The sequence below is a fragment of the Allochromatium warmingii genome (genome assembly GCF_900107145.1).
GTDB classification, from domain to species: domain Bacteria; phylum Pseudomonadota; class Gammaproteobacteria; order Chromatiales; family Chromatiaceae; genus Thermochromatium; species Thermochromatium warmingii.
Map to the genome: position 1 here is coordinate 1 of NZ_FNOW01000040.1, position 12951 is coordinate 12951.

The 12951-nt window shown below is 54.5% G+C and carries 14 protein-coding genes; 7 read left to right on the forward strand and 7 right to left on the reverse strand.

The features are described from left to right. On the reverse strand, window positions 1-221 hold a 221-nt coding region (locus tag BLW10_RS10980), incomplete at its 3' end, for a transposase family protein (protein WP_143117055.1). 628 nt (window positions 222-849) lie between these two features. Between BLW10_RS10980 and sat the strand changes: the two genes are divergently transcribed. From sat to BLW10_RS11010, 6 genes are all read left to right on the forward strand, one after another. Further along, window positions 850-2043 carry a sulfate adenylyltransferase gene (gene sat / locus BLW10_RS10985; protein ID WP_091334687.1) on the forward strand — a complete coding sequence of 398 codons (1194 nt, stop codon included), beginning with the start codon at window positions 850-852 and terminating at the stop codon, window positions 2041-2043. Between the two features lie 20 nt (window positions 2044-2063). Continuing rightward, window positions 2064-2894 carry an adenylyl-sulfate reductase gene (locus BLW10_RS10990; RefSeq protein WP_091334689.1) on the forward strand — a complete coding sequence of 277 codons (831 nt, stop codon included), beginning with the start codon at window positions 2064-2066 and terminating at the stop codon, window positions 2892-2894. 45 nt (window positions 2895-2939) lie between these two features. Further along, window positions 2940-3422, forward strand: a complete 483-nt coding sequence (gene aprB / locus BLW10_RS10995; protein WP_091334691.1) for an adenylyl-sulfate reductase subunit beta — start codon at window positions 2940-2942, stop codon at window positions 3420-3422. Then, on the forward strand, window positions 3422-5284 hold the full coding sequence (gene aprA / locus BLW10_RS11000; protein ID WP_091334693.1) for an adenylyl-sulfate reductase subunit alpha: 1863 nt from the start codon (window positions 3422-3424) through the stop codon (window positions 5282-5284). Before aprB ends, aprA begins: the two co-directional genes overlap by 1 nt. Window positions 5285-5521: 237 nt before the next feature. Beyond that, window positions 5522-5872 (forward strand): hypothetical protein, encoded by a 351-nt coding sequence (locus tag BLW10_RS11005; RefSeq protein WP_091334694.1) that lies wholly within the window; start codon window positions 5522-5524, stop codon window positions 5870-5872. A gap of 14 nt (window positions 5873-5886) precedes the next feature. Then, on the forward strand, window positions 5887-6399 hold the full coding sequence (locus BLW10_RS11010; RefSeq protein ID WP_091334696.1) for an FKBP-type peptidyl-prolyl cis-trans isomerase: 513 nt from the start codon (window positions 5887-5889) through the stop codon (window positions 6397-6399). 12 nt (window positions 6400-6411) lie between these two features. Here the strand turns inward: BLW10_RS11010 and BLW10_RS11015 are convergent, their stop codons facing one another. The 6 genes from BLW10_RS11015 to rimK form a co-directional block, all read right to left on the reverse strand. Then, window positions 6412-6729: a hypothetical protein gene (locus BLW10_RS11015; protein ID WP_091334698.1), complete on the reverse strand. Its 318-nt coding sequence runs from the start codon at window positions 6727-6729 to the stop codon at window positions 6412-6414. Window positions 6730-6811: 82 nt separating this feature from the next. Then, complete coding sequence (locus tag BLW10_RS14030) at window positions 6812-6973, reverse strand: hypothetical protein (RefSeq protein ID WP_177169059.1); 162 nt, start codon at window positions 6971-6973, stop codon at window positions 6812-6814. Window positions 6974-7079: 106 nt separating this feature from the next. Continuing rightward, window positions 7080-7595, reverse strand: coding sequence for a metallophosphoesterase family protein (locus BLW10_RS11020; RefSeq protein WP_091334699.1), 516 nt, complete (start codon window positions 7593-7595; stop codon window positions 7080-7082). A 2-nt stretch (window positions 7596-7597) separates the two neighbouring features. After that, the gene (cysC, locus tag BLW10_RS11025) at window positions 7598-8284 is read right to left on the reverse strand and encodes an adenylyl-sulfate kinase (RefSeq protein ID WP_091334719.1); all 687 of its coding nucleotides are present in this window, start codon (window positions 8282-8284) and stop codon (window positions 7598-7600) included. Window positions 8285-8292: 8 nt separating this feature from the next. Then, window positions 8293-10254: an SLC13 family permease gene (locus tag BLW10_RS11030; protein ID WP_091334701.1), complete on the reverse strand. Its 1962-nt coding sequence runs from the start codon at window positions 10252-10254 to the stop codon at window positions 8293-8295. A gap of 119 nt (window positions 10255-10373) precedes the next feature. Next, window positions 10374-11279 (reverse strand): 30S ribosomal protein S6--L-glutamate ligase, encoded by a 906-nt coding sequence (rimK, locus tag BLW10_RS11035; protein WP_091334703.1) that lies wholly within the window; start codon window positions 11277-11279, stop codon window positions 10374-10376. A 241-nt stretch (window positions 11280-11520) separates the two neighbouring features. Here rimK and pabB point away from each other — a divergent pair, with 241 nt between their 5' ends. After that, window positions 11521-12900 carry an aminodeoxychorismate synthase component I gene (gene pabB / locus BLW10_RS11040; protein WP_245709340.1) on the forward strand — a complete coding sequence of 460 codons (1380 nt, stop codon included), beginning with the start codon at window positions 11521-11523 and terminating at the stop codon, window positions 12898-12900. Window positions 12901-12951: the final 51 nt, after the last annotated feature.

The window sequence follows — 12951 nt, forward strand, 5'->3', positions numbered from 1 at the left end:
TGCGCGGGAATTCCGTTGGCAAGCGTCAGAAAGGTGCGCAACCACGCTTCCTTCTCTTTGCCAAAGGTTTCCATGCCCACCCAGTCCTCGATGCCGCTGAGGACGGCACACAGCACAATCATCAGAATGTCGTGCAGGGAGTGCAACTTGTTACGCGTTTCGCGACGTGGATCGGCAAGATCAGCAAAGTACGGACGGGGATCTAACAATTTCGGCGACATCGGCGGCTCAGGCGTCGAGACAAAAGGTACTTGGCTACCTGCTCAACTGATGATTGTCAATACTCTGATAGCGCGATCGCCCTGCGCGTAACACGCGCACCGATTGAGTTTGCAACGCGCCCCAACTATCCTAGAAATGTTAACGCACACGTGTTTGGTCACACATGGCCCCATCCGGCAAGGTCTGTGCATTGCACAGACGCGAAAAGGTCTTAGATATGCTTTGAGTTTTACACCAGCAGCAAGTCGTGCTGGAAACCCGATACTCAAACGTGTTAAAGACCGATGCTCTTGGTTATCGAGCATGCGGGAACATGCACCCGCTACTTAAGGATGTCAAGCGCTTTTTGTGTAAATAAAACGGTAGAATTTGGAATCTTTTGTTAACAAATTTACCACTATCTGATAGCTCTGGCGTGGAACCTCATGGCGTGAGATGTGACACTCGCCTCATTCACCGCTCTACCCGTTGACGATCCGCATTGACTTCAAAAAAGACGTTTCACAATCCCGTAGCTTTTCTGGTATTTTCCTCGCCCGGAATGGCGAACGCTTTGGTTCACGCGGCCAGCCTGCGGACACGAAGCATTCCTTGGCGTCTTCACCCTCTGTTGTTGGAGGATCGTGTATGCTTAAGCCAGTCGGCTCTGACCAACTCAGGCCGCGTTTCGTCTATGACCCGGAAGCGCATCACCGACTCGCGCACGAAGCGGAATCGTTGCCGTCGGTGTTGATTAGCTCCCAAGCGGCTGGCAATGCCGTGATGCTCGGAGCTGGCTATTTCAGTCCCCTCGACGGGTTTATGAATCTGGCCGACGCGCTCAGCGCCGCGCAGTCGATGACTCTCACTGATGGGCGCTTTTTTCCCGTCCCGCTGCTCTGTCTGGTTGAATCCGCTGATGCCATTGTCAACACGCCGCGCATCGCGCTGCGTGACCCGAATGTTGCGGGGCATCCGGTGCTCGCGGTTATGGATGTCACCGCGATTGAGTCGGTCTCAGATGACCAGATGACGCTGATGACTGAACAGGTGTACGGCACTTCCGACCCCAAACACCCCGGCGTTCAGACCTTCAACACGCAGGGCCGCATCGCTATTTCAGGGCCGATTCAGGTTCTCAACTTCTCCTATTTTCAGACCGATTTTCCCGACACCTTCCGCACCGCGGTTGAGATTCGCAACGAGATCCAAGAACGCGGCTGGCAGACAATCGTCGCCTTCCAAACCCGCAACCCGATGCACCGCGCTCACGAAGAGCTGTGCAAAATGGCGCTTGATGCCGTTGCCGCCGATGGCGTGGTGATTCACATGCTGCTTGGTCAGCTCAAGCCGGGTGATATTCCCGCACCGGTGCGCGATGCCGCGATTCGCACCATGGCCGAACTCTATTTCCCGCCGAATACGGTGATGGTCACCGGCTACGGCTTCGATATGCTCTATGCCGGGCCACGCGAAGCGGTGTTACACGCCTATTTCCGTCAAAACATGGGCGCAACGCATTTCATCATCGGGCGCGATCATGCCGGCGTCGGCGATTACTACGGCCCGTTTGACGCCCAGACGATTTTTGATGACACCGTGCCCGCTGGGGCGCTCGACATCGAAATTTTCCGCGCTGACAACACGGCCTACTCGAAAAAGCTTGGACGTGTGGTGATGATGCGCGATGCCCCGGATCATACACCCGAAGACTTTATCCAATTGTCCGGCACTCGCGTGCGCGAGATGCTCGGTCAGGGTGAAGCGCCGCCGCCCGAGTTTTCGCGCCCTGAGGTCGCTCAGATCCTCATGGATTATTACCAATCGCTTCCCCAGTCGTAGCCTAACGGAGGCCCAACGAAATGATTACCAGCAATCCCTTCATCGAACTGTCGGCGGTGATTTCGCCGACCGTGATGCAGGCGTATGTCGTATTGATGATCCTGCTGGTCATCGGCGGCACCCTGCTTGATGTCAAGCACAAAAAGAGTGCGCAGTATTTTTTTGAGAAAGGTAAATCGCTGCAAAAACTCGCCAAGCGCGAAGTCGGCAGCGCCGAAAAGCTCAGTCTAATTATTAGCACGCTGGCCAATGAAGTGCTGGCTTCGGGCGAGTTCGAGAATCCCGACCGCCGCAAATCGCATCTGATGCTGATGTATGGCTTTATTGTATTTGTGGTGACTACGGCGCTGATGATTTTCAGTCTGCCGACCACTGCGGGTGAAAGCTCGGCGCTGGTGGCGCTATTTTGGCATTTAGGTGCCGTGTCAGTCTGTGTTGGCGGCTATTGGTTTTGGTTCAAGATTCGCGTTGATGTACGTTCCGAAGGTCATCAGTGGTATGACGTGCATCTGTCGGATTTGTTCATTGTCTCGCTGCTATTGACGACAACCTTTGCGCTGCTGTGGTCGTTAATTGGCTCGCTGCTATTATTTGCGCTATTTATTATCGCCGCGACTACCTTATTCGGTACGGTCTATTGGTCGAAATTAGCGCACATGTTTTTTAAGCCTGCTGCGGCCTTCCAGAAAAAGGTTGCTAAAGCTGACGGCTCGCTCGATAAACTGCCCGAATTGCTTGAGCTAACTGATCCCAGCGTCAAAGCCCGCTATCCTGATATTCCGACCTATATGGGCGATAACCCGCCGTATATGGGCTTAGGAATTAAACGCGAAGCGCCGACTCATTATTAAATCTCACCGCGCTGACTCTCATCAAGAGCGAAGAGGATTACTCGAATGCCAACGTTCGTCTATATGACGCGCTGCGACGGTTGCGGCCAATGCGTCGATATTTGCCCATCGGATATTATGCACATCGATACGACAATTCGACGTGCCTATAATATTGAGCCGAATATGTGCTGGGAGTGTTACTCCTGCGTGAAAGCCTGCCCACATAATGCGATTGACGTGCGCGGCTATGCTGACTTTGCGCCGCTGGGTCATTCCGTGCGGGTGCGCCGTGATGAAGAAAAGGGCGTAATTGCTTGGCGGATTATTTTCCGCAATGGCGAGAAAGATATGAATCTCCTCGCGCCGATTACAACGAAGCCCTGGGGTCAATGCACACCTAAGCTGAAAGACGCGCCTGCGCCATCAAAAGACATGCGCGACAGCCAATTGCTTTTTAATGAGCCGAAATATATTCGTCTCGATGACGGCGGCCTGCATACGCTCGAATCCAACGGCCTGAAAATGCAAGCAGGGGTGTGCTACTGATGGCTTACAAGACAATCATCGAAGACGGCATTGACGTTCTGGTCGTCGGTGCAGGTCTGGGCGGTACCGGTGCCGCCTTTGAAGCGCGTTACTGGGGTCAAGATAAAAAGATCGTGATTGCTGAAAAAGCAAACATTGATCGCTCCGGCGCAGTCGCTCAGGGCCTGTACGCGATTAACTGCTACATGGGCACGCGCTTTGGTGAGAATAAACCAGAAGATCATGTCCGCTATGCGCGTATTGACCTGATGGGCATGGTGCGCGAAGACCTGCTATTTGATATGGCGCGTCACGTCGATTCAGCCGTGCATCAATTTGAAGAATGGGGTTTGCCGCTGATGCGTAATCCCAAGACCGGCGCGTATCAGCGTGAAGGTCGCTGGCAGATTATGATTCACGGCGAGTCATATAAGCCGATTGTTGCGGAAGCGGCAAAGAAATCGGCGGATAAAGTCTTTAATCGCATTTGCGTCACGCATTTATTGATGGACGAGAGCAAGCCAAATCGTGTCGCGGGCGCGGTTGGTTTTAATGTGCGCACCGGTAATTATCACGTCTTCAAATCTAAAACCGTGATTGTTGCCGCTGGTGGTGCATCGAATATCTACAAGCCGCGTTCCGTCGGTGAAGGTGCGGGGCGCGTCTGGTATGCGCCCTGGTCGTCAGGGTCGGCCTATGGCCTGCTGATCGGCGCGGGTGCCAAGATGACGCAGATGGAAAACCGCATTGTGTTAGCGCGGTTCAAGGACGGTTACGGCCCGGTCGGTGCCTACTTTTTGCACCTTAAGACCTACACCCAAAACTGCAATGGTGAGGAATACGAATCGAAGTGGTGGCCGCAGTTGCAAGAGATGGTTGGCAAAGAATATCTTGACCCCGAACTCTCGCACCGCACCCATCGCCCGATCCCGACCTGTCTGCGTAACCATGCGTTGATTAACGAAGTCAATGCCGGACGCGGACCAATCCACATGGTCACAATGGAAGCCTTCCAAGATCCACATTTGGAAGAAATCGGCTGGCATAACTTCCTCGGCATGACCGTCGGTCAAGCGGTTCTGTGGGCGGCGACCGATGTCGATCCGAAGAACGAAAACCCCGAGTTGACTACCTCTGAACCCTATGTGATGGGATCGCACGCCACTGGCTGCGGTGCTTGGTGTTCGGGGCCGGAAGACGTCTCGCCGCCCGAGTATTTCTGGGGCTACAACCGCATGACGACGGTTGAGGGCTTGTTCGGCGCAGGTGATGCCGTCGGCGGCACGCCCCATGCGTTTTCATCCGGTTCGTTTACGGAAGGGCGCTTGGCCGCAAAGGCCGCGTGCCAATATATCGATGATGGCAAGGCCGAAGGAATTCGCGTCTCCGATACGCAAATTGAGCGGCGACGCGCCGAGATTTACAAACCGATGGAGCATTATCGCGTCTATCGCAATGAAATCACCGCCGGTTCGGTTAATCCGAATTATATTAACCCGCGTCAGGGTTTGGATCGCTTGCAAAAGCTCATGGATGAATATTGCGGCGGCGTGACTGTCAGCTATATGACCAATGATAAGCTGCTGAATATTGGTCTCAAGAAAATGAAGATTCTCGAAGAGGATCTGGAAAAGCTGGCAGCGGAAAATATTCACGAACTGCTGCGGGCATGGGAATTAAAGCATCGTCATCTCACCTCTGAGGCGGTGATGCACCACACCCTGTTCCGCAAAGAGACGCGCTGGCCCGGGTATTATTATCGTGGTGATGCGCTGAAAGTGGATGACGAGAATTGGCATGTGCTCACCGTGTCGCGCCGCGATCCTGAGACCGGCGAATACACGATGGAAAAAGCACCCTGCTACCATCTCGTTGAGGCGTAAGCCGATCAGCGGATTGATCTGAAGTCACAGGCTCTGGGGTAACCTAGAGCCTGTGCCATTTCTGGTCACATGCTGTTTTTTAAAGGCCCATTTTAGACAGGATTAACAGGATGATTCAGAATTAACAGGATTTGATTTTGTAAAATATCTTCTGAAAAATCTTGTCAATCTTGAATCATCCTGTTAATCCTGTCTAAAAAATCGCCGCATAAACCGATACGCGATAACGTAAAGATAATGAACATCATTGATTTAACTGATGACGAATTAGCCGCGATTGCCCATCCGCTGTGGGATGAATTGATTACCTATTCCAATCAAGGCGCGTATGGCAAATTTATTAAAAAATTCTCATATAATTTATTGCTTGGCCTAAATGAAGTCGAAATGGGCAAGCAGTTCGCGCACAGTGAATTAGCGCGGAATCTAGTTGAAGAACGTGATTTTCTCGGATTTATCCGGCGTGGCGAGCATATCACGGCGCTCTATCGCGTCCGCAGTACCGCACGCGAAGGCGAATGGCTCGGACGGATGGTGCTTGGCTATGAACATGGCGAAGTGCGGATTTTTGCTGCGTCGATCTTTTAAGCTGTGAGTTTTAAATGAAACAGACCATCCGTGATGATTGCTTTGTTGAGCTAACCTATCGCATCATCGACCAAAAAACCGGCAGCGTTTTAACAGCGGTCGAATTTCCGCTCGGCTATGTTCATGGTCATAACGCCGTATTAGATCGGCGGGTGATAGCCGAATTAGAGGGAAAAAGCGTCGGTGAAACCATCTCAGTGCCGATTGATTGCAGCGATCTATATGGAACGCGAGATGAATCACTGGTTATTACCGATTTAATCGACAATGTTCCTGAAGAATATCGCGAAGTCGGTACGCAAATTTTCATGGAGAATGAGCAAGGCGAGACTAAAACCTTTTTTGTCACGCGCATAGATGACAAAACGCTGACCATTGACGGCAATCATCCGCTGTGCGAACGCCAAGTAATCTTTGAATTAGCAGTGTTGAGCGTGCGTGACGCGACTGCGGCGGAAATTGCGGCGGGTGGGAAATTAGAGCTAGGTGGGCCGGAGCTTGGCGGTTTGAATATTCAGCCGATTTAAGCGCGGATGCGTCTAGCGTGGGTTGCGAAATAGCGTTTGCATCGCTCCGTATACCTGCTCATAGGTATAGGCATTTTCGCCCCAATGAATCAGCGTCTCATCATCGGTGCGAAAGCTGAGATAGGGATGCACTTCAATACCGGCGGTTTCGATTTCGGCGAGATCGTCAATCACACCCGCAACACTCAACGCAATGCTCACGGTGAGATCTTCAAGCTGCTCGGATGCAATACCCGCTTCCTGAAGTTTAATTTTGATGCGTGTGACAAGTTCAGCCGTAAATTTGGCTTGGAGCGTATTAAACAATTCACTGTCGTGGATTAGTTTCATTTGAAGCTCAACAAAAAATAAACCGCGTTCCCAAGCACAAACTTGGGAACGCACAGTGCATTGCGCTTGCTAGGCCCTAGGCTCAAGGACGCTTCGGCGTCTGGTATTTCACTTCTTTCTGAAATGAATCCCAGATGACATCATAGCCAATGAAGCCCTTTTCATTCGGCTGTTTTTGCCGCGTCATGACAAAGCGGCTCCGACCATCGGGAACCGGCGGACGGGTTTTGGGTTGCTCGCTCATGATTTTGTCACCTAATTATTATAAACAGGCTAGGGTGTCGATCATGCGATCACACCGACATCAACTATCACCATGCCGCGCCCCAATGTCAAGCACGGTAAAACGATTACCGCTCTAATTCTTCCAGCTCAAAAGTCAGGGTCGCTAAATCGGCAAAAATCCAAGTTGCTGTCGGTGCGCCAAGCCCAGCGACTGTGCCCGGATTGACGAGCCAGGTTTGACCGCCTTTGGCATTCTCCAGACAGCGAATTTCTGGCTCATGGCTATGTCCACAGCACACCAGATCATGATTTCCAGCATAGGCAAAGGCTTCGCCGATATGCGGATAATGGGTCATAAAGATGCGTCGGTCGGCGAGTATTAAATCTGCATCATTGCCGTGATAGCGTAATTGCCCATTTGAACCACAGGCCAGCCGCGAAATCGATACCGGATCGCCGAGATTATTGCCGTGAATCACATGAATCGGCAATTCAAGCTTTAATGATGCAAGCAGCGTATTGGTACCAATTAAATCACCACAATGCAGCACGCATTCGGCTCCGCGTGTTTTTGCTTCAGCAATAGCGGTGGCTAACATTGGGCCGCGATCATGGCTATCGGAAACGATGCAGATTTTCACAATCAGCCTCCCGTCTCTCTCGCATCTAATACCGTTGCTGGCAAAATGCCGCGTGTGACTAGATAGGCAATAACTTGAGCAGCGAGTGCTTCCGGTGTGCGCTCACCACTAGAACGCACAATTAATTCCGGTGCTTCTGGCGCTTCATAGGGATCATCAATGCCAGTGAAATGCTTGAGTTCGCCAGCACGCGCTTTTTTGTATAGCCCTTTTGGGTCACGTTCTTCACACACCGCAAGCGGCGTATCGACAAATACCTCAATAAAATCGCCCTCGCGTAAACTTTGGCGCACGCGCTGCCGGTCAAGCCGATATGGACTGATAAAGGCTGTGAGCGCAATGATTCCGGCTTCGCAGAATAATTGCGCGACCGCTCCAATCCGGCGAATATTTTCTTCGCGATCAATGGCGCTAAATCCTAAACCAAAGCGTTCAGCAAAGGTAGCGCCATGGGTTTCGCGTAATAAATTCGGGCTGGCATTGAGTCCATGCCGCACATTATCGCCATCAAGCACGGCGGTGCGAATGCCGCGCTGTGATAAAAGATGATCGAGTACATTCGCCAGCGTGCTTTTACCCGAACCGCTTAAACCAGTCAGCCAAATTACGCAACCGCGATGACCATTCAGCCGCTCGCGGTCTTGACGCGCAACCTGATGTTCATGCCAAGTAATATGAATATCCGTCATGTTATACATTACAGCACTAGGTTAATCATTGTCAGTGAGACAATCAGAAATAGAATCGTCATGCCGCCACCAGCGCGGACATAATCCCACGTCCGATAACCGCCTGACCCCATGATGAGCGCATTAACTTGATGCGTTGGTAATAAGAAGGAATTAGATGCGGCAATCGCGACTGTTAGCGCAAACACGGCTGGATCGGCTCCGGTTGCCAGCGCCAAGTTAATCGCTAATGGCACCAGCAGCACGGTTGCGCCGACATTCGACATCACCAATGTCAACGCGGTCGTCAATGCGGCAAGCACCAGTTGCACTACCCACACCGGCACCGCGCCCAGTGTGCTTAGGGTCTGTGCGGCGATCCACGCGGCGGTACCGCTGTGCTCGACGGCAATGCCGAGCGGAATCAGCGAGGCAAGCAAAAACACCGTGCGCCAGCTCACAGCTTGATAGGCTTCATCAATGGTCAGCACGCGCGTCAGCACCATGCCCAGCGCCCCGACCAGCAGCGCCACCGGCAGCGGCAATGCAGTAAACACAATCAGCGCCAGCGTCAGCGCAAACAGCGCCAGCGCGATCACCAGACGATGCGGCGGCGGCTCAACATGCGGGTATTCAGTCGTGACCACCACAAAGTTACGGTCGCGTTCCAGATGTGCCAAATCCGCCCAACGGGTGTGGACGATCAGGACATCGCCCGCGACAAAGGGCGTGGTACGCACGCCGCCGGTCGCGTGGTTGATCTGGGTGTCACCGCGCTGAATCGCCAGCAGCGACAGACCATAGATTTTGCGCATCCAGCCAGCGCGGGCGCTTTTGCCGATCAGACCGGAACCCGGCGGAATCACCACCTCAGCGACCCCGGCGCTCTGCGGCGACAGTGATTCAGCGAAAAGATCCAGCTCGCGTTGCCAGTCGAGCGCATTGGCGTTGGTCACATCGAGCAGCGAATCGGCGGTACCGAGCAGCGCCAGCGTGCTGCCAGCCGTGATGCCGAGCGAGCGGTCGATCCCATCCGCCCCCAAGCGCAGGCCGTCGCCTTTCTCGATGCCGATTAAGCGCACGCGCCAAGTCTGTTCGAGTTCATCGACGCTCTTGCCAATCAGATAGCTACCGCTGTGCGGGACGCGAAATTCGCCGATCTCAGGCTGTTTTAGGCTATTGGTTTCGGCCAGATAATCCAGCAGCGCACGGGGTTGGGTCGTGATGCCCGACTGCGCCGGCAGCAGCCGCCGACCGGCAATCACAAAATAGAGGATACCGGCCAGCAGCAACGCCAAGCCAATTGGCGTAACAGCAAATAGCCCAAACGGTTGCATCGGTGCAACTCCAGTCGGCAGCACCTGATTTGCGTTCAAAATCAAATCGTTGAGCAAAATCAGCGGACTAGAACCAACTAGCGTGATCGTGCCGCCGAGCAGCGCACAAAAGCCCATCGGCATGAGCAGACGTGATAGCGGCACACCCGTGCGGGCCGCGATCCGGCTGACGACCGGAATAAAGAGCGCAGCGGCCCCAATATTGAGCATAAAGCTTGATAATGCGCCAACTGTGCCGGAAATCAGCGGAATCAAGCGCGTTTCCGTGCGGCCACCGAAGCGCACGATGAGCGCCGCTACCCGCGTCAATAAGCCGGTTTTATTCAGTCCGGCCCCAACGATCATCACCGCGATAATCGACATCACTGCTTGACTGGCAAAGCCATCGAAGAGCTGCTCAAGTGGCACCAAGCCCTGTTCCAGCCCCATCCAGGGCGCGGCTAGACTCGTCAACCCTAGCAACACCATCACCGTGATTGCCGCGACATCGACCCGCACCACCTCGACGGTGAACAAAAAGATCGTCAACACCAGCAAACTGCTCACCCAAGCGATTTCAGGTGTCGGGACGATGCCGACCAGATAGATCGCAACCACTGCGAACGCAGCGGCCAGTAGGTCGGTTTTAGATAGGGCGCGGAACGCAGCGAGCATGGCGTCTCCTTAACAAAAAGATCGAGTTTCAGAAACTGCGAATGGTACGGTACCGACTGCACCGCGTCTTATTTTTATGCTGTGGCTGATGGCTGGAAGCTGAAAGCTGCCCCCCTAGCTCACCCCTGCCCCCGCGTGCGCGTTTTGCCCATCGCGGCATTTTTTTCGATGAACTCAATCACCATGCCGGCGATGTCTTTACCCGTAGCCGATTCGATACCTTCCAGTCCGGGCGAGGAATTGACCTCAATCACCACTGGGCCATGATTGGAACGCAGAATATCCACACCGGCGACATTCAGCCCGATAATACGAGCGGCCCGCACCGCCGTTGAGCGTTCTTCGGGCGTGATGCGAATAAGCGAGGCGGTGCCGCCTCGGTGTAGATTGGAGCGAAATTCACCGGCTTTCGCTTGGCGCTTCATGGTCGCAACGACTTTATCGCCGATGACAAAACAGCGGATATCTGCGCCATTGGCTTCTTTGATGTATTCCTGTACCAAGATATTAGCCTTGAGGCCCATAAACGCTTCGATCACGCTTTCGGCAGCTTTCTGGGTTTCAGCCAGCACCACACCGATGCCTTGCGTGCCTTCAAGGAGCTTAATCACCAGCGGCGCACCGCCGACCATTTTGATCAAATCCTGCACATCATCGGGCGCATGAGCAAAGCCGGTGATTGGCAATCCGATGCCTTTGCGGGCGAGCAGTTGCAGCGAGCGCAGTTTGTCGCGTGCCCGTGAGATGGCCACCGATTCGTTAAGCGGATAGACGCCCATCATCTCGAACTGACGCAATACAGCAGTCCCATAAAACGTCACCGAGGCACCGATGCGCGGGATCACCGCATCGAAGTCTCTGAGATCATCGCCCTTGTAATGAATCGATGGGGCATGAGAGGTGATATTCATGTAGCACCGCAGCACGTCGATCACTTTGGTCTCGTGGCCGCGAGCGCGGGCGGCTTCGACAAGACGGCGGGTGGAGTACAGCGAGGTGTTACGCGAGAGGATCGCGATTCGCATCGGTCTAGGATGGGCGGCAGTGGGAGATGGTGGCGCATGATACCGAAATTGCTGTCAGCGGCCAGCTTTCAGCCGTCAGCTTTGAGCTACCAGCTAGAAGATTGTAAACACGCTTTTTGAAGCGTTCGGGGCGCTGATTTGCCCAGTCCTTGAGTGCCTAAATGGGTGTGATGTGTCCGATTGAGGTTGCGTAACAGATATGATGACGCGGTACCAAACAGCTATTAACCACTCAAACACCGTGCCTGCCTGCAACCGCCCCCTGATTCGCCCGCTCGCCTATCACCCTGATTCCAGCGCCTATCTGGAACGGCTGCTTGACCAACCCTGGGCGGTGTGGCTCGACAGCGGTCATCCGTTCAGCAGGCACGGGCGCTTCGATATTCTCAGCGCCGATCCAATCAGCACGCTCATCACGCGTGGCGCGACGAGCATCAGCCAGACAGCCGAGCAGCCGCCGCAGCACTCCTACGCCGATCCGCTCGATCTTCTCGCCGAACTCCTCGGGCCGATCCGCGCCGAGGTGCCAGAACTGCCGTTCATCGGCGGAGCAATCGGCTATTTTGGCTATGATTTGGCGCGGCGCTGGATCACGTTGCCGACGCGGGCCGAGGACGCCGACGCGCTGCCAGAATTGGCCGTCGGCATCTACGATTGGGCGTTGATTGTCGATCATCACGCCCAGCGCACTGTTTTAGTCGGCTGGGATGTCCGCCGCCTCGACCGCTGGGCCGCGCAGCTAACCGCACCGCTTGCGCCGAATCAACGCGAGCCATTCCGCACGCTCGCGCCAGCGGTTTCCAATCTCACCGCGACGCAGTATCAGCAGGCGCTCGCCCGTATCCGTGATTATCTGATCGCCGGCGACTGTTATCAGGTCAACTTTGCTCAGTGTTTTACTGCGCCAGCGGTCGGCGATGCTTGGAGCGCCTATCAGCGCCTCCGCGCTTGCAATGCCGCGCCATTCGGAGCCTATCTGCGCACGCCCGAAGCAGCGATTCTCTGTTCATCGCCAGAGCGATTTTTACAGGTGCGCGGCGATCAGGTCGAAACGCGCCCGATCAAAGGCACGCGCCCGCGTTCCAGCGATCCGCTGGAAAATGCGCGATTGGCTGAGGCCTTGCGGCAGAGTCCGAAAGATCGCGCTGAGAATCTGATGATTGTCGATCTATTGCGTAACGATCTGGGCCGCGTGTGCGCAACTGGCAGCGTGCGCGTGCCGGCGTTATTTGAGGTCGAGCAATTTGCGCGGGTGCAGCATCTGGTGAGCACCATTACCGGACGCTTGGCCGCCGGTCGCACCGCGCTCGATCTACTGCGGGCGGCCTTTCCGGGCGGCTCGATCACCGGCGCACCGAAGCGGCGGGCGATGGAGATTATCGACGAACTCGAACCGCAGCGCCGGGGCATCTATTGCGGCGCGATTGGCTATTTGAGCTTTGATGGGGCACTGGATACCAATATTGCGATTCGCACGCTGGTCTATACCCCCGGACGGGTGCGCGTCTGGGGCGGGGGCGGCATTGTGATCGACTCTGACCCCGATGCCGAGTACCGCGAGACCTATGATAAGGTCACGCCCTTGCTTGAACTGCTGCACGCGACTAACAATCCGACCTGAGCCGCGACGCCGTTTTAAAGACTAACGCGGCCGCATTCATCTGGGGGACAG

What these genes read in the sequence shown, in the direction of transcription:
- BLW10_RS11010 (WP_091334696.1), top strand. Translation starts at nt 5,887, where the DNA reads ATGAAACAGACCATCCGTGATGATTGCTTTGTTGAGCTAACCTATCGC.
- BLW10_RS11005 (WP_091334694.1), top strand. Translation starts at nt 5,522, where the DNA reads ATGAACATCATTGATTTAACTGATGACGAATTAGCCGCGATTGCCCAT.
- aprB (WP_091334691.1), top strand. Translation starts at nt 2,940, where the DNA reads ATGCCAACGTTCGTCTATATGACGCGCTGCGACGGTTGCGGCCAATGC.
- cysC (WP_091334719.1), bottom strand. Translation starts at nt 8,284, where the DNA reads ATGACGGATATTCATATTACTTGGCATGAACATCAGGTTGCGCGTCAA.
- sat (WP_091334687.1), top strand. Translation starts at nt 850, where the DNA reads ATGCTTAAGCCAGTCGGCTCTGACCAACTCAGGCCGCGTTTCGTCTAT.
- BLW10_RS10990 (WP_091334689.1), top strand. Translation starts at nt 2,064, where the DNA reads ATGATTACCAGCAATCCCTTCATCGAACTGTCGGCGGTGATTTCGCCG.
- BLW10_RS14030 (WP_177169059.1), bottom strand. Translation starts at nt 6,973, where the DNA reads ATGAGCGAGCAACCCAAAACCCGTCCGCCGGTTCCCGATGGTCGGAGC.
- BLW10_RS11015 (WP_091334698.1), bottom strand. Translation starts at nt 6,729, where the DNA reads ATGAAACTAATCCACGACAGTGAATTGTTTAATACGCTCCAAGCCAAA.
- BLW10_RS11030 (WP_091334701.1), bottom strand. Translation starts at nt 10,254, where the DNA reads ATGCTCGCTGCGTTCCGCGCCCTATCTAAAACCGACCTACTGGCCGCT.
- aprA (WP_091334693.1), top strand. Translation starts at nt 3,422, where the DNA reads ATGGCTTACAAGACAATCATCGAAGACGGCATTGACGTTCTGGTCGTC.
- rimK (WP_091334703.1), bottom strand. Translation starts at nt 11,279, where the DNA reads ATGCGAATCGCGATCCTCTCGCGTAACACCTCGCTGTACTCCACCCGC.